At 72.9% G+C, this 21,038-nt stretch carries 19 protein-coding genes; 8 read left to right on the top strand and 11 right to left on the bottom strand.

The annotated features are described in order from the left end of the window. Window positions 1-22 precede the first annotated feature (22 nt). Entirely contained in the window at window positions 23-1,702 is a 1,680-nt protein-coding gene (locus ACFVXK_RS27675) for a class I adenylate-forming enzyme family protein (RefSeq protein ID WP_389616339.1), read from the bottom strand. Further along, a complete protein-coding gene (locus ACFVXK_RS27670) occupies window positions 1,699-3,486 on the bottom strand; it encodes a CoA transferase (protein WP_389616336.1) in 1,788 nt (595 codons plus the stop codon). Before ACFVXK_RS27670 ends, ACFVXK_RS27675 begins: the two co-directional genes overlap by 4 nt. 144 nt (window positions 3,487-3,630) lie before the next feature. On the opposite strand from ACFVXK_RS27670, the gene ACFVXK_RS27665 reads away from it, so the two are divergent. Then, window positions 3,631-4,839, top strand: a complete 1,209-nt coding sequence (locus tag ACFVXK_RS27665; RefSeq protein ID WP_389616333.1) for an acyl-CoA dehydrogenase family protein — start codon at window positions 3,631-3,633, stop codon at window positions 4,837-4,839. Here ACFVXK_RS27665 and ACFVXK_RS27660 read toward each other — a convergent pair. Then, window positions 4,826-5,929, bottom strand: coding sequence for a sugar ABC transporter permease (locus ACFVXK_RS27660; protein ID WP_389616330.1), 1,104 nt, complete (start codon window positions 5,927-5,929; stop codon window positions 4,826-4,828). The two genes, ACFVXK_RS27665 and ACFVXK_RS27660, sit on opposite strands and share 14 nt — an antisense overlap. Further along, window positions 5,926-7,053, bottom strand: a complete 1,128-nt coding sequence (locus ACFVXK_RS27655) for an MFS transporter (protein WP_389616345.1) — start codon at window positions 7,051-7,053, stop codon at window positions 5,926-5,928. The genes ACFVXK_RS27660 and ACFVXK_RS27655 overlap by 4 nt, the downstream gene beginning before the upstream one ends. Window positions 7,054-7,373: 320 nt before the next feature. Here ACFVXK_RS27655 and ACFVXK_RS27650 point away from each other — a divergent pair, with 320 nt between their 5' ends. Continuing rightward, window positions 7,374-8,126: a hypothetical protein gene (locus ACFVXK_RS27650; protein WP_389616327.1), complete on the top strand. Its 753-nt coding sequence runs from the start codon at window positions 7,374-7,376 to the stop codon at window positions 8,124-8,126. A gap of 137 nt (window positions 8,127-8,263) precedes the next feature. Continuing rightward, entirely contained in the window at window positions 8,264-8,962 is a 699-nt protein-coding gene (locus ACFVXK_RS27645) for a sigma-70 family RNA polymerase sigma factor (protein WP_389616324.1), read from the top strand. A gap of 584 nt (window positions 8,963-9,546) precedes the next feature. Here the strand turns inward: ACFVXK_RS27645 and ACFVXK_RS27640 are convergent. From ACFVXK_RS27640 to ACFVXK_RS27615, 6 genes are all read right to left on the bottom strand, one after another. Continuing rightward, on the bottom strand, window positions 9,547-10,029 hold the full coding sequence (locus tag ACFVXK_RS27640) for a hypothetical protein (protein WP_389616322.1): 483 nt from the start codon (window positions 10,027-10,029) through the stop codon (window positions 9,547-9,549). 219 nt (window positions 10,030-10,248) lie between these two features. Further along, window positions 10,249-10,476: a hypothetical protein gene (locus tag ACFVXK_RS27635; RefSeq protein ID WP_389616321.1), complete on the bottom strand. Its 228-nt coding sequence runs from the start codon at window positions 10,474-10,476 to the stop codon at window positions 10,249-10,251. After that, window positions 10,473-11,957 carry a hypothetical protein gene (locus tag ACFVXK_RS27630; protein ID WP_389616318.1) on the bottom strand — a complete coding sequence of 495 codons (1,485 nt, stop codon included), beginning with the start codon at window positions 11,955-11,957 and terminating at the stop codon, window positions 10,473-10,475. The genes ACFVXK_RS27635 and ACFVXK_RS27630 overlap by 4 nt, the downstream gene beginning before the upstream one ends. Continuing rightward, on the bottom strand, window positions 11,954-12,226 hold the full coding sequence (locus tag ACFVXK_RS27625; RefSeq protein WP_389616315.1) for a trypsin-like peptidase domain-containing protein: 273 nt from the start codon (window positions 12,224-12,226) through the stop codon (window positions 11,954-11,956). Before ACFVXK_RS27625 ends, ACFVXK_RS27630 begins: the two co-directional genes overlap by 4 nt. A gap of 361 nt (window positions 12,227-12,587) precedes the next feature. Next, window positions 12,588-12,893 carry a hypothetical protein gene (locus ACFVXK_RS27620; protein WP_389616312.1) on the bottom strand — a complete coding sequence of 102 codons (306 nt, stop codon included), beginning with the start codon at window positions 12,891-12,893 and terminating at the stop codon, window positions 12,588-12,590. A gap of 128 nt (window positions 12,894-13,021) precedes the next feature. Beyond that, window positions 13,022-13,276 carry a hypothetical protein gene (locus ACFVXK_RS27615; RefSeq protein WP_389616309.1) on the bottom strand — a complete coding sequence of 85 codons (255 nt, stop codon included), beginning with the start codon at window positions 13,274-13,276 and terminating at the stop codon, window positions 13,022-13,024. 1,159 nt (window positions 13,277-14,435) lie between these two features. On the opposite strand from ACFVXK_RS27615, the gene ACFVXK_RS27610 reads away from it, so the two are divergent. The 5 genes from ACFVXK_RS27610 to ACFVXK_RS27590 all read left to right on the top strand — a co-directional run bounded on the left by ACFVXK_RS27610 (window position 14,436) and on the right by ACFVXK_RS27590 (window position 20,454). Then, entirely contained in the window at window positions 14,436-15,803 is a 1,368-nt protein-coding gene (locus ACFVXK_RS27610) for an MFS transporter (protein WP_389616342.1), read from the top strand. 13 nt (window positions 15,804-15,816) lie between these two features. After that, window positions 15,817-17,718, top strand: a complete 1,902-nt coding sequence (locus ACFVXK_RS27605; protein WP_389616306.1) for a helix-turn-helix domain-containing protein — start codon at window positions 15,817-15,819, stop codon at window positions 17,716-17,718. Between the two features lie 110 nt (window positions 17,719-17,828). After that, the gene (locus ACFVXK_RS27600; protein WP_389616303.1) at window positions 17,829-18,710 is read left to right on the top strand and encodes a MetQ/NlpA family ABC transporter substrate-binding protein; all 882 of its coding nucleotides are present in this window, start codon (window positions 17,829-17,831) and stop codon (window positions 18,708-18,710) included. After that, window positions 18,707-19,795, top strand: a complete 1,089-nt coding sequence (locus tag ACFVXK_RS27595) for a methionine ABC transporter ATP-binding protein (protein WP_389616300.1) — start codon at window positions 18,707-18,709, stop codon at window positions 19,793-19,795. The genes ACFVXK_RS27600 and ACFVXK_RS27595 overlap by 4 nt, the downstream gene beginning before the upstream one ends. Further along, on the top strand, window positions 19,792-20,454 hold the full coding sequence (locus ACFVXK_RS27590) for a methionine ABC transporter permease (protein ID WP_389616297.1): 663 nt from the start codon (window positions 19,792-19,794) through the stop codon (window positions 20,452-20,454). Before ACFVXK_RS27595 ends, ACFVXK_RS27590 begins: the two co-directional genes overlap by 4 nt. A gap of 29 nt (window positions 20,455-20,483) precedes the next feature. Here the strand turns inward: ACFVXK_RS27590 and ACFVXK_RS27585 are convergent. Next, window positions 20,484-21,038, bottom strand: a 555-nt coding sequence (locus ACFVXK_RS27585) for a class I SAM-dependent methyltransferase (protein WP_389616294.1), incomplete at its 5' end; no start/stop codon positions are given.

The following is a 21,038-nucleotide window of genomic DNA, read 5'->3' as shown; positions in this document are numbered from 1 at the left end:
GCACGCTGCCCGGGCCCGCCTGTCATCCGGCCTGCGCGAGCGGAGCCGGGCGTACGGGGTCGGGCGCGCCGGCTTCGGACAGGCGCTCCCGCAGGGCGGCCCGGTCGGGCTTGCCCGCCGGAGTCAGCGGCAGTTCGGCCACCACCAGCAGGCGTTCGGGGTGCTTGCGCCGCTCCAGGCCCCGTGCGGTCAGGTACGCACCGAGTTCCTCCAGTACGGGCGCCTGGGCCGTGCGGGGCACGATGCAGGCGGCGAGGCGTTCGCCCATCAGCGTGTCCGGGACGCCCACGCACACCACGTCGCGGACCAGAGGGTGGGCGGCCAGCTGCCGTTCGACCTCGGCGGGGCTGATGTTGGCTCCGCCCCGGATCACGATGTCCTTGAGGCGGCCGACGACGTGCAGGGTGCCCTCCGCGTCGAGGAAGCCGAGGTCTCCTGTGCGGACCCAGCCGTCGGGGGTGCGGTAGCGGGCGTCGAGGTGCGGGGAGGCGACGTAGCACAGCGGGGTCATCGGGCCGCGCGAGATGATCTCCCCGACGGCGCCGTCGGGCAGCGGCGCGTGGGTGTCCGGGTCGGCGATGCGGATCTCGGCGACGCGCGGGTCGGGGTGACCCGCGACCACGCCCGTGCTGTCCGTGGGCGGGACCTGGTGGGCGAGGCCGGTGTGGCAGTTGACGCCGTCGGCGGAGCCGTAGAGGTTGACGACGGGGCAGCCGAAGGCGCGGGCCGCGTCCTCGGCGGTCGTCTCGTCGAGCGGCGCACCGCCCAGGACGAGGGCGGTGGGCGTGGGCAGGACCCCGCCGTCGGCGTCGAGCCGGTCGAGCATCATGCGGATCATGGTCGGCACGCCCAGGATGTGGGTGGGCTCGTGCTCCCGTACGGCCGCCAGGGCGGCCTCGGGGGTGAAGTGGTCGAGCAGGACGAGGGTGCCGCCGTGCCGGGCCAGGGTGACCGCGGTGCCGTTGGAGCCGAAGGCGGAGCCCAGGGGGACGAGGAACAGGCAGCGCGGGGGCGTTGCGTCCGGCATGAGGGAGGCCAGGAAGTTGCCGCGCCCGCCGGCGAGGGCGTTGTGGGAGTAGGCGATCATCTTCGGCTCGGCCTCGGAGCCGGAGGAGACCAGGATGCGCGCCGCGCTGTCGGGGTCCGGCCGGGCGGGGGTGAAGGCGGTCGCGTCCGAGCGCAGCAGCCGCGAGAAGGAGACCGCCCCCTCGGGGGCCGTTCCGGGGCCGGCGGCGATCACGTGCCGGAGCGCCGGCTGCGAGGGGGCCAGGGCGAGCAGGTCGGCGGCGTGGTGGGAGCCGCGGTGTTCGGTCGCGGCGATGACGGCGACGGCCTCGGCCCGGCGCAGCAGGCACTCGGCCTCCAGGACGCCGCGGCCGACGGGGAAGGGCAGGGCGATCGCCCCGACGGCCGCGATGGCGAGGTCGGCGATGACCGCGTTGCGGTTGCCGGGGAGCTGTACGCCGACCACGTCGCCCGGGCCTATGCCCAGGTCGCGCAGGCCGACGGCCAGACATCGCACCTTGCGGTCCAGGGCCGTGTAACAGAGTGCGCCCTTGTCGTCGAGGATGGCGGTGGCGTGCAGGTTCGCGATCTGTCGTGCCCGGAAGAGGCTGTAGAGGTCCAGGTCGGGGCAGGTGCCGTCGACCGCCCAGGAGCGGCGGAGCCCGGCGGGCAGCAGGTCGTGCAGGGCGACGGTCATCTGAAGCTCCAGGGGTCGGGGACGGCGGGGGCACCGTGCGCGTCGCGGGTGATCGCGCCGGCGAAGCGCGCGTCGTGATGGAGATCGGCCAGGTCCGTGGTGACGGCGGTGGCGCTCAGGCCGTGGTCGCGCAGCAGGCTCAGCGCGTCCGGGGTGGCGAGTTCACGCAGGTCGTAGGCTGCGGCTGCGCTCGCGCACGCGTCGGCGGGTGCGACCCGGCCGTCAGCGGTGGGCAGCGGGTGGCGGAAGCCCGCCGGCTGCCTCGGGTTCTCGCCGCGGGCGGCGCGGCGCAGGGCGGGTGCGGTCAGGGTGTCGGCCGCGCCGAGCAGGGAGGAGTCGACGCGTACGCCGTGACCGGTGCGTTCCCTCAGCAGGAGCCCCGCGAGCACGGCTTCGGCGCCGGTCAGCCCGCCCAGGACGTCGAGCAGCGTCATCAGGGAGGGGGCGGGCGGTTCGCCTTCGGGTCGTACGGCTTCACCGACGCCGGTGCGGGCCTGCACCATGAAGTCCGTCCCCATGGGGGCGTCGGGCAGGCGGTCGGCCCAGCCGCTGGTGTACGCGTACACCAGGCCCGGGTTGACGGCGGCGAGGTCCTCGGCGTCGAGGCCGAGTTCCGCCGCCTTGCCCGGCGCCCAGTTGTGCAGGAAGACGTCGGCGTCGGCGGCCATGTCCCGCAGGCGGCGCCGGTCGGCGCCGGCCTTGATGTCGATCTCCACCGCCTTCTTGCCCCGGTTGAGGGCGAGCCAGCGGGCCGAGATGCCGGAGCAGGCCGGGGGCATGCCGCGCAGGGGGTCCCCGCCCGGCGGCTCGATCCGTATCACCTCGGCACCGAGCAGCCCCAGCAGGTGTGCGGCGAGCGGGGCCTGGATGCGGCGGCCCGCCTCCAGCACGGTGAGCCCGGCCAGTGGTCCGCCGGAGGACGCCGCGGCCACGGCGGTCTTCGTGGCGGGCCCCAGCGGACGCAGGGACCAGGGCGCGGCGCCGTCGTGTTCGGCGGCCCGTTCGGCGGCCCGTTCGGCCAGCGTGCGCAGGGCGCACACCTCGGCGCCGGAGAGCGCGGCCGCCCGCCGGATCCCATCCAGGGGGTGGGACCGGGTGACCTGGTGCAGGGCTGCGGGGAAGGGAGCGCAGGCGGTGGCGTACCGGAACTGGAAGGGGCGCCAGCCGGCCCGCATCGCGTCGGCGGGTGCTTCGAGTGCCCTCCAGAAGGCGGCCCAGGCTCCGGGATCGAGGGTCTCCAGTTCGAAGAGGGTGCCCTCGGCCGAGGTGAAGGGCGGCCCACCGGGCGCGAGGTCGGCCGCCTCCCCCTCGTCGGCTCCGGCAGCGGCGAGGTACTGGGAGACCGCGAGCAGCCCGGCGCGGTCCGCTCCCGTGGTGACGTGCCGGGGCTGGATGCCGCGTGCCGAGCCGATCAGGGTGGCGAGCAGTCCCTGGACGGTGAGGACGGCGGTGGCGGTGGCCGTGTAGTCGACGGCCAGGCCGCGCGGGCCGCCGTCGCGCCGGCCGTGGACGGCCATGACGCCGGTGGCGGCCTGCACGGTGGCCTCGTCGACGAGCCCGGTGGCCGGGTCGCCCCAGCCGGTGGTCGCGTGGACCGGCTCGACTCCCGCACCGGCGATCACGATGCTTCCGGTGGCCGAGTCGTCCTGCCCGACGGGCTCGCCCTGCGCTCCGAGCAGCCGGAGGCGGTCCGCCACGACGCTCGTGATCTGCGGTGGCCCCGAAGTGTCGAAGCGCAGCGTGTCGAGCGGCCGGACCGTCTGCGTGGTTGCTGGTGACGCCATGCCTCTCCTCTCCTGGCGCGGCGGTGGCCGGGCCGGGACGTTTCTCGGAATCCGGGAACCCGGGAGCGTGCGCGCCCGACCAGTTCCACGGACAGACAGTCGGACAACCGTTCCCACGGGTTCCCGGAAATCTGGAGGAAAGCAGTGACGGATCCAGGTGCAGCCACGACCGGGCCGGTCCAACTCGACGTACGCGTGGCCGAGTTGGGCGAGCGGGTCGCTCGGTTCGTCCGGGACGAGGTGATCCCGTACGAGCCGGCACTGGACGCGGGAGGGCGCACGGCCTCGGCCGTCCAGGCCGAGCTGCGCAACCGTGCCCGCGAGGAGGGCTTGTGGGCCCTGCCGCTCCCGCTGGAACTCGGGGGCGGGGGCCTCGCCTTGGGGGCGTACGCCGCACTGGCCGAGGTCGAGGGCAGCAGCGATCACGGACCCGCGGCTCTCGGCTCGGCACCGCTCCTCGACGTGACCATGCTCGCGCGCCACGGCGGCCACCGGATCCGCGAGGCGTACCTCACGCGCCTGGTCGCCGGAGAGATCCGCACCTGCTACGCGATGACCGAACCCGACGTGCCCGGCACCGACCCGTTCCGGACCGCGACGCGGGCCGAACGCCGGGCGGACGGGAGCTGGTCGGTCAGCGGCCGCAAGTGGTTCACCTCGGGAGCCGCGACCGCCGACCTGGTCACGGTGCTCGCCCGCACCTCCGGCGCCCCCGGGGACCGCGAGGGGCTGTCGCTGCTCCTGGTACCGACGGACTCCCCCGGCTTCCGCGTCGTCCGTGAACTCCCGGTGTTCGGCGCGTCCGGCCAGTACGAGATCAAGCTCGACCGGGTGGCGGTGCCGGCCGACCACCTGGTCGGTGAGCCCGGCCAGGCGCTCGCCGTCGCCGGGGAACGGCTCCAGCTGGGGCGGACGCTCCGCTGCCTGCGCTGGCTCGGACAGGCCCGACGCGCCTTCGACCTCATGTGCGAGCGGGCCGCGACCCGGAGCGGATCCCGAGGACGGCTCGCCGACCACCAACTGGTCCAGCAGCACGTCTTCGACGCCCTGCTCTCCCTGCGCACCACCCGTCCCCTGGTCCACGAGGCGGTGGCCCTGATCGAGTCCGGGCAGGACGCCCACGTCGAGGTCGGACTCGCCAAGGTCGCGGCGGCCCGGATGCTCCAGCAGGTCGTGGACTCCGCCATCCAGGTCCACGGCGCCGCCGGGCTCGGGCCGGACACGCCGCTGCCCGCTCTCTTCCGCGGCGGCCGTGCCGCCAGGATCCTCGACGGGCCCGACGAACTGCACATCACCTCCGTGGCCCGGCGGGTCCTGCGCGGCTATGAAGGACCGTCCGCTACACGCGGGTGAGGTCGACGTGGCCGTCCAGGGCGGCGAGCGCGAGCGTCAGGAAGAAGGTCCCCCAGACGAGTTCATGCCGTACGGCCAGGCCCTTGCCCGCGTCGTAGCAGCCGTCCACGAGTCTCCCCACCGGGGCGGTCGCCTCCTCGTGGTGGAGGTGGCTCTCGCTCAGCCGGGCCAGTATCGCCACGGCCCGGCGGGAGCAGTGGTCCGCCCACGGGCCGGGCACCCCGGCGAGTTTCATCAGGGCCACCGCGGTGATGGCGGCGGCCGAGGTGTCGAGCGGACCGTCGGGCCGGTGCGCCTCGGCGGGCGGAACGAGCGGACCCGTGAGGAATCCCCCACGGGCCAGGAGCTGTTCGGCGGCCGCCGTGAGCCGGTCCGGCCGGCGGAGCGAGAGTTCGGGATGCAGCAGGGCTTCGGCGACCGCGAGCAGCAGCCAGGCCCCGCCCCGGCTCCACCCGGCGGGCGGGTCGTCCAGCGGCTGCCACCGCTCCCGCCGCTCCCCCGGCCTGTACTGCCAGGCCGGTGCCGGCCACCGTCCCTCCGCAAGTCCGCCCAGGCAGAGGTCGAGGTGCTGGTGGAGGTGGGCTGCCGCGGCCTTCGCTCCGCCGGGTGCCGCTGTGGCGAGCAAGGACAGCATGCCGGGAACGGCGTCGGCCCGGGCCAGGAGGCGGGGTCCGCCGAAAGCGTCTCCCCAGGGCACGAGACCCAGCGCGGGGTCGTGCGCCAGCAGGCAGGCCTCGGCGGCCGCCCTCCTGATCGCCCCGGCCTCGGCCTCGTGATCGTCCGTCGCCAGAGCCGTTCCGTACCAGAGGATCAGGCCGCGGGTCGCCGTGTCCGCCTCCGCCCAGGGCGCCAGGCGGGCCGTGCACTCCATCGCCGCCGCACGGTCGGCGACGGCGCCGGTGTACCGGGCCCTGAGCCACAGCAACCCGGCCCAGAACCCGCCCGCCCACGAACCGCGGCCGGTCGTCGTCCACCGGCCGTCCTCAGGATCCGCGTAGAGCGGAAAGCGAGCGCCCACCTGCGACTCGGTCGCTCCGACGCGCTCCACCAGCGCCGCCAGGGCACGACCGGCCCAGTCCTCCACGATCATGTGGAACCCACGGCCCGGGCACGGCGGTCGCGCACGGCCCAGACGAACGCGACCGCCCCCGCCACGCCGAACTCGGCCGCCACCAGCAGCCAGCCCGTCCCGTACCGGTGGTCCGAAGCCGACAGGCCGAACAGCGGGGGGCCCACCGCGAACCCGGCGAAGAACCCGGCCGCGGTCAGCGCCGAGTCCTGCCCCGCCCGCCCGCGTGCGGCCCGCTGCATCACGAGGACCATCGTGACGGCATTGCCGGAGACGGCGAACACCCCCACCGCGACGGCGCCGAGCCACACGAGCGGCCCCACCGCGACCGCCGCCGCGAGGAGCACGGCGGCGCCGAGCGCCCCGCAGGCGAGCCAGCCCGGCAGCCACTCGGCCAGGCCCGGACGCGCCGCCTTCGACCAGCCCACGCGGCCCGCGACACCCGTCACGCCCAGCACCGCGACCAAGGCGGCCGCCGCGGTCGGTCCCAGCCCCAGTTGCCGCGCTCCGAACAGCGCGAGGTAGGTGTTCACCGAGGCAATCCCGCAGCCCAGGAACAGTGAGAACACCGCGAGCCACGCGACCGTTCCGCGCGGGACGAGGGAGGTGTGCGGAGCGCCCGATGAGACCGGCGGGTCGACGGGCAGGGTTCGCCACGCCCACAGCCCGGTCAGGAGAGCCGCACCGGCGGCCACCCACACCGCGCCCCTCCATCCCAGCCCCGAGGCGAGGGCCGCCAGCGGCAACCCCGCCGCGAAGGCGCCCAGTTGGACGCCGGACTGCTTCATGCCGGTGACCGCACCCCGGCGGGCGGGCGGCACCGCCGCGAGGATCGCCTTGTTGGTCGCCGGGTTCGCCAGCGCCTGCGGCACCCCGCCCAGCGCGACCGCGCCCAGCAGCAGCCAGGCGCCGGGAGCGGCCCCGATCAGCGCGAGGGCCACGGCGGAGACCAGGAGCAGTGCCACGAGCGAGCGCCGCGGGCCCACCCGGTCCACGATCCGGCCGCCGGCCGGTGAGAGCAGGGCCGCCGTACCGAACCCGATCGTCGTCGTCAGACCCAGCACAACGGGCGACATGCCCAACGCGTCCACGAGACGCGGCCCGAGCGCACCGAGCAGGAACAGCTGAAGCATCGAGAAGGCCATGGCGGCCGTCAGGAGCCCGGTGAGGCGGCCTTCCGCCCGGAACTCCGCCCCTGCCGGCACGGCTGTCGCCGTTTCCTCTTCTGGCACAGCCGTCTCCTTTCGAGGCGCATCACAACAACCGGATGCGCAGTCAGTCGGTCGAACACCCCACCCGGTTCCCCCGTCTCGCAGTGGCCTGCACCACACCTCCGGGATCGGGCTCAGGAGTCGGACGGAAACCACTCAACATGGTGCGCACCCCGGTGCGCTGCCCCCGACGAGGGTGCGAGGATGAGCCCGCCATGACACCAGGCCACTGTTCCCGAGCCGTACGGGCTGCGATGTTCGCAGCCCTGTGCGTCCTGCTCGCGGCGACCGGTCACGTGCTCATGTCGGGAACGCCCGTGCCCGGGTGGGCCATGGCCGGCGCGTTCGTCGGCACGTCCGCCCTCGCCTGGTCCCTGGCCGGCGCCGAGCGCGGACGTCTGGCCGTCACCACGGTGGCGATCGCCGTCCAGGCCGCTCTGCACGCCGGGTTCTCCCTGGTCCAGTCCCTCAGCCGACCGCTCCCCGCCGGCCGGTCGTTCGCAGACCAGTGGGCGCAGTACCTGACGTGCGGGGATCCACAGATGTCCCCGTCCGAAGCCGCACGCATGGTCGACGACGCCGGCCTCGGCCCCATGGTGCACCAACCACCGCCCGGCGCAACGGCGTTCGCGGACGCGGGTACCCACGCCCACCACGCCCTGCACGGCATGCCGGACGCCATGGCGGGCACACCCATGCCGGACGGCCACGCCATGGCCGGCATGTCGATGTCTCCGTCTCCGTCCGGCATGCTGGCGGCGCACCTGCTGGCCGCCGTGATCGCCGGACTCTGGCTCGCCTACGGAGAACGGGCCGCCTTCCAACTGCTGCGCACCTTCGCGGCATGGCTCTGGACGCCGCTGCGGCTGTTCCTCACCCCGTCTCGGGTACCGCACCAGCCGCCGCCGCGCGCTCGCCGCACACGGGACAGCGACCCGCTGCGGCAGCTGTTCCTGATCGACGTCATCACCTCGAGGGGTCCGCCACCGGGAACCGCTGTCATCTGACAGCCGGCTCCCCGAGCACGCGCAGGTGATCCCTGGTCGCGCCTCGGGCATCGGCCATGCCCTCCGGCAGGCCGTACACCTCACCGGCCCGCGCCGACCGCGACGCCGGACACCACACGCGTAAGGACCTTGTGGCGATGACCCCTGCCCTGAGCACCCGCCAGGATCCCGCCGAGCCGAAAACGGCACGGCACACCGCCGGCAGCGACGAAGCCGTGACGCGGCTCGCGCTCGCGGCACGCGACGGCGACCCCGAGAAGACCGACCGGTTCGTGCGTGCCCTCCAGCGCGACGTCTGGCGCTACGTCGCCTTCCTCAGCGCCGACCCCCAGGCCGCGGACGACCTCACCCAGGACGTCTTCCTCCGCGCCCTCCCCGCACTCCCCCGGTTCGAGGGCCGCTCCTCCGCCCGGACCTGGCTCCTGTCCATCGCCCGCCGCACCGTCGTGGACAGCATCCGCCGCTCCGCCGCCCGGCCGCGCCTGGCCCACAGCCACGACTGGCAGACCGCCGCCGAACGGGCACAGCCCAAGGGACTCCCCGGATTCGAGGACGGCATCGCCCTCGCCGAACTCCTGGCGACCATCCCGGCGGACCGCCGCGAGGCGTTCATCCTCACCCAGCTGCTGGGCCTGCCCTACGCCGAGGCGGCCGAGGCCATCGGCTGCCCCATCGGCACGGTGCGCTCCCGCGTGGCCCGCGCCCGCTCGTCACTCATGACACTCCTCACGGATGTCGAAGCCCCCGTAGCCGAACGGCCCCGTCCCATACCGCAGCAGCGCCACGCGACCACGGCGACAGCCCCCACCCTCCGGACCGTCGCACTGCCCGCCTGACCCACGGACCGCCGCACGCGGGCGGGGCACAACGTGCCCCGCCCCGTACGCGCACGCCACAAGGGCGCGGGAATCGTGCGGTGGTGGGGCACACAAGATGCCGTCTGATTGTGATGCCCCGCCACATATACCGCTGACCTGCACACTTCTACGTTGCGGCGACAGCAGAACGTCCCGCAGACCACCTGGAAGTGGTGCAACATGGTCTCCCCCGCAGCGAGCAGAACGAGTCCGTCCGGCATACGGAGAATCGTTGCCGCGAGCCTCGTCGGGACCACCATCGAGTGGTACGACAACTCATCCGGTCGGAGCTATGACCTGCCCGTTTCCCCTCGCTGAAACGCGGAAGTCAGCACCGAACCAGCACCGCAGATTCTCGTGCAGATTCAAGAACGACGGCGCCCTGGCGCAGCCCGACTTCAGACTCGCTACCCGAAGGCAAGAAGAGTCACTCACCGTAGCGCGCCTCCGCTGATTCCGACCGATGGACACTCTTCCGATGACGGCCGCCGCGAGGAGCCCGGCCAGATGCGAGGCCAGCTCCGCTCGCGGGCTGCGGACTTCACCGAGCCGGTCCTGGATCTTCAGGCAGGACGGCTCGGCTCAGTGGGGGATGCCGTGTCCGGCGGCGGATCCAGCGGATCGATCCGTTGCAGGAGGCCCAACAAAATCCGTGTGGGTAGACCCAGGGCAGGGACAGGCCGCGAGGGAACGGCAACGGCGCCGAACCACCCTCGCAGGGCAAGCGCGAGCAGACACAGACCCGGCATGGTGTAGCCGCCCCAGAACACCCACATCACGAAATCGGTGGCTCGGCCCCCGCGAGACACGGTGAAGTGAACGCCACAGGCCAGCGTTGCCATCCACACCGCCGAGAGAGGTAGCCATGCAACGAGGATGCTCCAACGGTGGTGGATACGGCGGATGCCGTGGAGGTATGCAACGGCGAGATGAGACAGCACGAGCAGCGGAGGCAGCGGCAACGTAGCCATGCTGCTGAACGCGCCGGACGCGTAGAAGGCGGAGCTGCCGAGCCAGGCGATGAACACCAGCTGCATCAGCCCCATGACGGACAGCCCACCGGTCGCCGCCCACCGCCAGCGACTGGAGAGGCCATACGGCCAAATATCATCGTCGCTTGCTGGTCTGCCTCGCGAATTTCGGGCGGGGCTGGGGACGTCTTGTCGGCCGGTGTCGTCCGGTGCAAGGCCGACGTGATCCGATGGCTCGCCAACGGGCGCCGTGTCCACGTCGGCATCCAGATCGGCCAGCGCCGCCTCAAGGGCCTACTCGGCCCAGGCACGAGTGTCGGCGTCAGCACCGGCCTGCGGGCCCTGGGTGATGAGGGCGTCTTGCAGTCCGGTGATCCAGGCTCGGGCGGCGTCAGGGGTCGTCTGGCTGGCGAGCGTGTCGGTGGCCAGGGGCAGGAGCTGCCGGGGGTGGGCAGCGATGGCGGCCTGCGCGCTGCGCTCGACATCAGGCTGGGTTGCGGCGACCCGGACGACGATGGTCATGCTGTGACTGCGCTGGGTTTCGCTGAGTCGGGGGTGGGGCAGCACGTGCTCCAGGAAGGCGTGCGAGGTATCGCGGTCGACCTCTGCGATGAGCTCAGCCGCAAGACGTCGGGGGTCATCGCGCCCCAGCGGGCGCTGCTGCCGGGCGGGGCCGGGTACAGCGCCGCCAGCATCGTCTCGATCGCCGCGTTCTCGGCCAGGGCTGCCGCCGTAGGCGTCGTGTGCCGGTGGTGCACCTCCAAGCCGGCGGCGACAGCAGCCCGTGCTTCTTTCTCGGTACGGGCACCACTGATGCGCTGCAGGGCCACCAGCATCGGCAGCAGCCCTTCCTCTTTGGCGAACAAGCCGTCCAGGCCGCGGTCCTGGGCAACGCGCTGCCAGTAGCGCTGTTCGTGCTCAATCAGGACGTCCACCGGGCGCTTCCATACGCCGGTCGCCGTGTCGGGGGTGGACAGTACACCTGCCAGGGCGGTGAGGTGCACGTCGACCATGGAGTCGCTGGGGGCCTGCAGCGGAACGGATGACAGCGCCGTCGACTCGGGGGCCAGTGGCTGCCATCCATGATCTACCCGTGCGCTCTGCAGCAGCGCGATACGGTTCGCGAACGCCTCCGATGCTCGTGTGAGTTCCACGTCCGGCGCCTCCAGCCGCGGCGCGAGCTCGCGGTGGACCGCCGATTCAGCTGCTCCTTCCAGATGGTCGCGGCGTACCCGGCGCCACCACGTACCAGCCGAGCGAGCCAGCAGCACCCGGACCTTCTCCCCGCCGCGGTGGCGGGCCCCGAGCTGACTCAGCAAGGCGTCAAGCTGGCCGCGTCGGGCTTCGGCATAGTCGACGACCACCAACAGAGGACGGATGCTGGTCGCCAGGAGAGTGAAGTAGGGGCGCAGGGGGTTATAGGCGAGGAAGCCTCCGGTCCACGGGCGTACCTTAGCGGCCACATCGGACGGATTACACAGACGACTGAGGAGTTCTGTGGCCAGGCGCGTTTTACCGCTGCCGCCCCCGCCGGTGATGCAAGCGATGTCGATGGCGCGCGGGCCCTGGCACCATTCTTCCAGTGCTTCCAGGTGGTGTTCCTGGCCTGCGAACGGCACCACCTCGGCCCGAGGAGAGAGCAGGTAGCTGGAGGACAGGTGCGGATCCGGGGCGTCCTCGAGCAGGATGCTCAGGTCCGCGGGCTGAAGTCGAGGCGCCAGCCCAGTCTCTTTGGTCAGTGCCGCCACGAACCCCGGCGCCTGCAGAAGTCGGGCCACCGGTGTCACCATCAGCACACCGGATCTCCAGCCCTCGGCGGCGAGCGTCGCCACGGCCACCAGGATGTCCTCGCAGAACACGCCCGCTCCCGACATGCCCCGCCAGCCGCCCGCCGACTCCGGCCGGGCGTCGTCGACCTCGAATGCGTACAGCTCACCGCGGAAGGTGTTGGGCTTGATGGTCCCGTCGACATCCTTGGGCTGGCGGGACCCGGTCAGCCTCATGCGCGAGGAAACCCCGTCACCGTGCACACCGGGCGACTTCCCGGGTCGTCGCTGACCAGCTCGCCCCAGCGCACGGGGGGCAGGTCGCCGCCGATCACGGCACCCTCGGTTCGGAGCAGCACCAGGTCCAGTTCCCTGTGCTCCCACACGATGCGGGCGCGGTGCCACACGCCGGTGCTGTCGGCTTCACGCACATCGACAGCCCGCTCGAGGTCACCGTCCGGCGCCGCCACATGTGCGACGGTCAGCACGAGGCCGGGCGCGACCACACAACCGGAACCTGATCTGCGCGCGCTTGAATTGCGTACGGCAACGGTGCGCCGTGCACGAGCCCCCACGTCGTTACCCCAGGTTGGGGTGGCGGGCTTATGAACACAAGCAACCCCGCCGACCCGGAAAGCAGTGCTGGTGACCGATAGTCAGCGATCACGCCACCGGCGAGCTCCCAGGGAGGGTGGTTCCCCTGTCGGGTCAAGTGTCGGGGTGGGCCGATTCTCCGGAAGCTTTGGGATGGCGGCGTTCGAACCTTCCCGGCAGATGCTCGCTTCGAACCGCAGCCTCCGGCCGTGCCCATCTTCCAGAGTCACCATCAGCCCGCAGGGCGGGGGTGATCTCGCCCCCGCCCGTGACTCATGGGTAGCGCCTCGGTTCGCCGGGGCGCTCGAAGTAGAAGCCCCGCGGCCCTTCAGATTCGGGAGAACTGTCACACAGGCAGGACTGGTCCCCGCCTTCCACCAGAGCGCTGCCGTCAAGGACGGGTTTGCCTTCGAAGCGCCGCCCGACAGAGCCGAACAGGTGGGTGCCGCGGCCGAGCCGCATCAGCCCCGCGACCACGCGCCACGGCGGGACGGGCAGTCCGCCCGACACCAGCGGAACAAGTAGGAACAGGTTCCTCTTCTCCCGTGCGCCCGGGCCGGTCCACAGCGCGACGATCACCGCCGGTTCCTCCTGGTCGGGAACACAGCCGCGGACGTAGTATGGCCTGGCGATGGGTGTGTCCGTGTAGTGCCAGAGGGCTGCGGCGAGAGCACGCTGCGCGCGGGCGAGGCAGTCATCGGAGCAGGTCAGTTGACCCATGACGGACATTTCTGCATCCCCCGGCAGTAGGCCGCGAAGTCGACCTGGCGGCCGTTCTTGATGGCCGATCCCCAGTACTCGAGGTTGCGCTGCTGGTCGGACAGCTTGTCGGGCTTGCCATTGAGGGCGGCGTTGACCAGCCTGCAGCTCGTGATGCCGTGCGGCCGGGAGAAGTGCTGCCACCCGAGCTCGGAGTTCCCCGTCCGCGTGGGGACGCGACGGCCGTCCCAATCCGTCTGCACACACCTCTCCGTCGTGTCCCAGGACTCGAGCGGGGCGCCGGCCGGAGCGGCTCCCAGCAGCCCCACGAAAGCCACCAGCACGGTTACTCTCTGTAAAGAAACAGTGATCATCCGCCAAGGATCCCGGCCTCCTCGCCGATGCGTACACCGGCTGCAAGTACATTCACCCGCATGCTTCGAGGCGGCGGGCCGGTTCCCCCACTCGGTTGTCCACCCGAGATAGGCGCGACCGACACGGCCGGACAACCCCGCCCGCCACCCGGGGATTCGGGGCCATCGATCCATCCGGCCCGTCCGGTGCCGGTGGGGGCCCGGTGCCCGCGCCCGGGCAACACCGGCCGGAAGCGCGTCCCAGCATCGACCATTTCCATTCCTACGATGGTCTTTCCTGACAGCCCCCTGTCCCACCTGGTGGATCTCGGAGGGGGCCGCGGGTGTGGCCGTATCGGGAGCGACGGCCGGGGCTGGTAACGGTGTCCCGACTGGAGCGAGGTCTCAGTCGGCTTGTCACCATCGGCGGTAGGCGGACACGGCTGCCGCCGGAGGCGTCCTTGAACTGGGAGCCGGCGTTCAGGTGCGTCAGCTCCGCAGCGTCGTGGCCGACGCCCCGTGGGGGCGGCCACCTGACTACGCCGCCTCGGCCAAGGCCTCGAAGGAGAGGGGCAGGGTCAGCTCGGCTTCGAGGGCGAACACCGAGTCCATGACAACGTGCGGCGCTGGTGTCCCAATCGATCACCATTTGTACGCCCTCCTTGATGCCAACGCTCAAGCGCCTCACCGCCCGCTCACACGTGGCGGCCGCACAGCACCGTCACCGTCGGGGAGCGCGATCCGCGCCGGGATGAGCCGCCGAGCGGCAGCGGGCTACGGCTCCGACCCGGCTTCCCATTTGCGCGCCTCTACCACCAAACGCGCCTCGCTCAACGCTGCGTAACCAGGAGCCAGCACCGACCCTCCAAAGCGGGCGGAATTCTGCACATCAGACGCAATCCGGAGGAGGTGATTCCAGAGGTGGAAATGAGTCAGCGGTGGTCGTGTGGTGGTGGGACACACGAGATGGGCCGCGATTGTGATGGCCCGCCACATATGCCGCCGACCTGGGGACTTCTACGTTGTGGCGACACCCGACGTCCCCGCAGACCCCCTGGAAGTGGTGCACATGGTCTCCCCCGCAGCGAGCAGAACCAGCCCGTCCGGCATACGGAGAATCGTTGCCGCCAGTCTCGTCGGGACCACCATCGAGTGGTACGACTTCTTTCTTTACGGATCCGCCGCCGCGCTCGTGTTCAACACCCTGTTCTTCCCGGCCAGTGACCCCCTCGTCGGGACCCTGCTGGCCTTCCTCACCTATGCCGTCGGGTTCGCCGCGCGGCCGCTCGGTGGGGTGGTGTTCGGGCACTTCGGGGATCGGATCGGGCGGAAGCGGCTGTTGGTGGTGAGTCTGCTGATGATGGGCGGGGCCACCTTCGCCATCGGGCTGTTGCCCACGCACGCGAGCGTCGGTGCCGCCGCGCCCGTGCTGCTGACCCTGCTGCGGCTGGTGCAGGGGTTCGCGCTGGGCGGGGAATGGGGCGGGGCCGTGCTGCTGGTCGCCGAGCACGGGGACGATCGCAGCCGGGGGTTCTGGGCCTCGTGGCCGCAGGCCGGGGCGCCCGGCGGGAACCTGCTCGCCACCGGGGTGCTCGCGCTGCTGGCGGCCGTGCAGTCGGACGAGGCGTTCCTCGCCTGGGGGTGGCGGGTTCCGTTCCTGCTGTCCGGGGTGCTGGTGGTGGTCGGGCTGTGGATCCGGGTCTCGGTGTCGGAGTCGCCGGCGTTCCTGGAGGCGCGGGCCCGGGCGGAGGCCGAGGAGGCGGCGGGGCGGCGGCAGCGGCCGCCGGTGCTGGAGGTGTTCCGGCTGCACTGGCGGGAGGTGGTCACGGCGATCGGGGTGCGGCTCGGGGAGAACGTCTCGTACTACGTCCTCACCGCGTTCCTGCTGGTGTACGTCACCGTGCATCTGCACCTGCCCAAGTCGGACGCGCTCAACGCGGTGCTGATCGGTTCGGCCGTGCACTTCGTGACCATCCCGCTGTGGGGCGCGCTGTCGGACCGGATCGGGCGGCGGAGGGTGACGCTGGTGGGGTCGGTCGGGATGGCCGGGTGGGCGTTCGCGTTCTTCGCGCTGCTCGACTCGCGGTCGTTCCCGGTGATCGCCGTCGCCGTCACGGCGGGGCTGCTGCTGCACGGGGCGATGTACGGGCCGCAGGCGGCGTTCATCTCGGAGATGTTCGACACCCGGGTGCGGTACTCGGGCGCGTCGATGGGCTCCCAGCTGGCGTCCCTGATCGGCGGGGCGCTCGCGCCGATCGTCGCGGTCGAGCTGCTCAAGGACTACGGCTCGTCCGTGCCGGTGTCCGTGTACCTGTGCGCGACGGCGCTGGTCACGACGGTGGCCGCGGTCGCCGCCCGGGAGACCCGGGGCCGCAGTCTCACCGGGGTGGGGAAGGCCGCGCCGGCGGCCACGGCCCCTGCTCCGACCGGGCGTTGAGCGGGCGGCCCGTATGCTCGGCGGCGTGATCGACGCGGGGCTGCGGGAACTCCTCGGGCTGCTGGCCCAGGGCGCGCCGGCCGAGGAGTTCTCCCGGCCGGCCGCGTCCGCGCGCGCGGCGGGCGCCGCCGCGGCCGAGGTGGCCGCCCTGGAGGAGGCCACCGGGGTGGCCCTGGAGATCCACCGCACGCTGGCCCAGCACCGCACGCGCGAGGCGGAGCTGACCGCGCTGTTCGACACGGCGGGCGACCTCGCGGCGCTGCGGGACCTGGACTCGGTGCTGCGGGCCATCACCCACCGGGCCAAGCAGCTGCTGCACACCGACGTCACGTACCTGTCGCTGAACGACGAGGCCGCCGGGGACACGTTCATGCGGGTCACCGACGGTTCGGTCTCGGCGGCGTTCCAGCAGCTGCGGCTGGGGATGGGCGAGGGGCTGGGCGGGCTGGTCGCGCAGACGGCCCGCCCCTACGCCACCGGCGACTACCAGCGCGATCCGCGCTTCCGGCACACCGCCGCCATCGACGGCGCGGTCGGTGAGGAGGACCTGCACGCCATCCTGGGGGTGCCGCTGCGGCTGGGCGCCCGGGTGATCGGCGTGCTGTTCGCCGCCGACCGCAGCCCGCGCGAGTTCGGCCCGCGCGAGGTGGCGCTGCTGTCCTCGCTGGCCGACCACGCGGCCATCGCGATCGACGGGGCCCGGCTGCTGGAGGAGACCCGGCGGGCGCTGGCCGAACTGGGCGTGGCCTCCCGCACCATCCAGGAGAGCAGCGACGCGCTGCGCCGGGCGGAGGAGGCGCACGACCGGCTGACGGGCCTGGTGCTGCGCGGCGGGGACCTGGGCGAGGTGGCGGCGGCCATCGGCGCGCTCCTCGACGGGGGCACGCTCGTCCACGACGCCGAGGGCGTGGAGCTGGCCCGTTCGCGGACCCGGGCCGGGGCGCCGCCCGCCCGGGCCGTGACGGCGTCCCGGACCAGCGGGCGGGCCGTGGCCGCGGACGGCGGCTGGGTGTGCGCCGTCCTGGCCGGCCCCGAGCTGCTGGGCAGCGTCACCCTGACCGGGCGGCCCGGTCTGGACGAGGCCGGGCGGCGGCTGTTCGAGCGGGCGGCCATGGTCACGGCCCTGCTGCTGCTCCTGAGGCGGTCGGTCGCGCAGACCGAGGACCGGATCCGCGGGGAGCTGCTCGGTGATCTGCTGGGCCCGTCCGGGGATCCTGCCGGGCTGGCCGAGCGCGCCCGCCGGCTGGGGGTCGATCTGGCCCGCCCGCACGCCCTGTTCGTGCTGCACAGCGACACCGCCCCGCGGCCGCGCCTGCTCGCGGCCGCCGCGCACCAGGCCCGGGAGCGGCGGGGCCTGGCGGGGGTCCACCACGACCACGCGGTGCTGCTGGCGCCCTCGCGGGAGACGGGTGTGGACGCCGCCGGGCTGGCGGCGGCGCTGGGCCGGTCCGTGGGCGCCCCGGTGACGGTCGGCGCGGCGCGGGCCGAAGGCGGTCCGGCCGCGCTGCCCGGCGCGCACGCGGAGGCCCTGCGCTGCCTGACGACCCTGTGCGCCCTGGGCCGGGCCGGGGACGGCAGCACCCTCGCCGAACTCGGGTTCCTCGGCGTCCTGCTGGGCGACCGGCCGGACCTGTCGGGGTACGTCCGGGCGGCGCTCGGGCCCGTACTGGACTACGACGCCCGGCGCGGCAGCGACCTGCTGCACACCCTGCGGGTCTACTTCGCGTCGGGCATGAGCCAGGCCCGGGCGAAGGAGGCGCTGCACGTGCACGTGAACACCGTGGTGCAGCGCCTGGAGCGGATAGGCCGCCTCCTGGGCCCCGACTGGCAGTCCCCCGACCGCGCGCTGGAGCTCCAGCTGGCGCTGCGGCTGCACCAGGTGTCCGTATCCCACACCCCGCCATCGGACCTTTGATTCATTGCAGGATCGTGAATACGATCTTTCATAACAAGCCAATACCGGGATCCATGCCTACTGTTCAGAGGTACCTCGCTTGACGCGTTCCTCTACCTCTGGATCCCACGATGTCTGCAGCAACACCGCGCCGCCGTACCGCGCTCGCCCTCACCACCACCGTCACCGCCCTCGCGCTGCTCGTCTCCGGCTGCGGGCTCGGCGGCTCGGACGGCAAGCGCATCCGCGTGGGCGTCTCCGGCGACTCCCCCGAGTGGGACGTCCTCGCCAGGGAGGCGAAGAAGCAGGGCCTGACCGTCGAGACGGTCGTCTTCGACGACTACTCGCTGCCCAACAAGGCCCTCGGCGCCGGCGACATCGAACTCAACGCCTTCCAGCACCTGGTCTTCCTCGCCCAGTCCAACAGTGCGAACAAGACCGACATCACCCCCATCGCCGCCACCACCGTGGTCCCGCTCGGCCTGTACTCCGCCAAGCACAAGCAGCTCGCCGACCTCCCCGACGGAGCGTCCGTCGCCCTGCCCAACGACCCCTCCAACCAGGGCCGCGCCCTGCACGTCCTGGAGCAGGCCAAGCTCATCGAGCTCAAGAAGGACGCCGGACTCTTCGCCACCCCCGACGACATCACCGCCAACCCCAAGCACGTGAAGATCACCCCCGTCAACGCCCAGCAGACCCCGCGCACCCTCCAGGACGCGGACGCGGCCGTCATCAACGACGGGGTCGCGGAACTCGCCGGGATCAAGGCCGACACCGCGCTGTACAAGGACGATCCGGCGAGCCCGCAGGCCCTGCCGTACCTCAACGTCATCGCCGCCCGGGCCGACCGGAAGGACGACGCCGACTTCCGCAAGATCGTGGAGCTCTACGCCTCCAAGCCCGTCCAGGACGAGGTCCGCCGCACCAGCAACGGCACCGCCCACCACATCGAGCTGCCCGCCCCCGAACTCCGCGCCGAACTCGGCCGGATCACGAAGCAGCTGGCCCGATGACCGCCCCCACCACCGCGGGCGGCCCCGGCCGGCCCCTCGTCGAACTGCGCGACGTGCGCAAGGAGTTCCCCGGCGGGTCCGTCGCCGTCGACGGGGTGAGCCTGACCGTCGGCGCGGGCACCGTCTTCGGCGTCGTCGGCCACAGCGGCGCGGGCAAGTCCACCCTGCTGCGCCTGGTCAACGGCCTGGAGGAGCCCACCTCGGGCAGCGTCCTGGTGGGCGGCCAGGACCTCGCGGCCCTCGGCGAGCGCGGGCTGCGCCCCGTGCGCAGGGAGATCGGCATGGTCTTCCAGCAGTTCAACCTCTTCCGCTCGCGCACCGTCCTCGGCAACGTCCTCTACCCGCTGCACCTGGCCGGGCTGGACCGCGCGGCCGCCCGGGCACGGGCCGAGGAGACCCTCGACTTCGTCGGGCTGTCCGGGCACGGCGGGCGCTACCCCGAGCAGCTGTCGGGCGGACAGCGCCAGCGCGTCGGCATCGCCCGCGCCCTGGCCACCCGTCCCGGGCTGCTGCTGTGCGACGAGGCCACCTCCGCCCTCGACCCGCAGACCACGGGCGAGGTGCTGGCCCTGCTGCGCCGGGTCAACCGCGAACTCGGGGTCACGATCCTGCTGATCACCCACGAGATGGAGGTCGTCCGGAGCCTCTGCGACCGGGTGGCCGTCATGGAGGCGGGCAAGGTGGTGGAGAGCGGCGAGGTCTACGAGGTCTTCGCGCGCCCGCGCCACGCCACCACCGCCGCCTTCGTCCGCTCCGCCCTGCACAGCGCCCCCGACGGGCCGCTGCTGGAGCGGCTGCGCGCGCGGCACCCCGGGCACCTGGTCACCGTGCCGGTGGTCGACGGCGTCCCGGCCATGGACGCCCTCGCGCCGCTGCTGCGCGGGCACGGCGTCGACTTCGCCTTCGTGCACGGCGGGGTGGGCGAGGTGCGCGGGCGGCCGCTGGGCAGTGTGACCCTCGAACTGCGGGGCGAGGCGGGGGCGGTGGAAGCCGTCGCCGCGGGCCTCGCCACCGCCGCCGCCACCGCGTCCGCCGCCGCCACCGCGGACGCGGTCGGCTCCGGTGCGAAGGCGGGTGTGCGGTGAGGGCCGACTGGAGCACGTTCTGGCCGAAGGTCCTCGACGCGACCGGCGAGACCGTCTACATGGTGCTGATCACGCTGGCGCTCTCCACCGTCGGCGGCCTGGCGGTCGGGCTCGCCCTGTACGCCACGCGCAAGGGCGGGGTGCTGCCCAACCGGGCCGTGCACGCGGTGCTGGGCACGTTCATCAACGTCGTCCGCCCCGTCCCCTTCATCATCGCGATCGTGGCCCTGGCCCCGGTCACCCGGGCGGTGGTGGGCACGATGATCGGCACCGACGCCGCGGTCTTCCCGATGACGGTCGTGGCGACCTTCGGCATCGCCCGGATCGTGGAGTCCAACCTGCTCTCCGTCGAGCCGGGCGTCATCGAGGCGGCCCGCTCCATGGGCACCGGCCCGCTGCGGATCCTGCTCACGGTGCTGGTCCCCGAGGCGCTCGGGCCGCTGGTGCTGGGGCTGACGTTCATGCTCGTCGCGCTCATCGACTTCTCCGCGGTGGCGGGGACCGTCGGCGGCGGCGGTGTGGGCAACCTGGCGATGACGTACGGGTACCTGCGCTTCGACACCTCGGTGATGGTGGTGACCGTCCTGGTGCTCATCGCCCTGGTGCAGTCCGCGCAGTTCCTGGGGAACCTCCTCTCGCGCAGGATCCTCAGGCGCTGAACCGCCGCCGCGGCCCCGGGCGGCGGCCCTCAGGCCGCCAGGGCCGTGGTGACCACCAGCGGGGGCCGTTCCCGTTCGGCGGTCCAGGGGCGGCTGCGGACCAGCTCCGGATCGGCTTCGCCGCGCGCCTCGTCGAACGTCGGCCGTTCCTGGAGGACGTCCCGGAACCCGGCCCGCTCCAGCAGCACGGGGATCCGGGCCACGGGCCAGGCATGGTTGCGCACCTCCTGCCAGGTGCCGTCCGTGCGCCGCAGCCGCACGGTCAGCTCCTGGCCCGGCACGCGGGCCGGGGCGGGGCCGTCGATGCGCAGGGAGGCGTACTCCGTCCCGCCGCAGTCGGGGTCGGTGGACAGCAGGACGAACGGGCCTCCGGGGCGCAGCAGTCGGCGGACCTCCGTGAAGACCGACAGGACGGCCTGCTCGTCGGGCAGCGAGGCGAGCACGTGGCTGCACATCACGGCGTCCGCGCAGCCGTCGGCGAGGCCGGTCGTCCGGCCGCCCTCGACCAGGTGGAACTCCGCGACGGCCGTCCCCGGGGCGCGGGCGAGCGCCAGCATCTCGGGAGAGGTGTCCACCCCGATCAC

The sequence above is a fragment of the Streptomyces sp. NPDC058157 genome (assembly GCF_042884105.1).
Taxonomy (GTDB): Bacteria; Actinomycetota; Actinomycetes; order Streptomycetales; family Streptomycetaceae; genus Streptomyces.
This window is presented reverse-complemented; position numbering and strand designations above follow the sequence as displayed.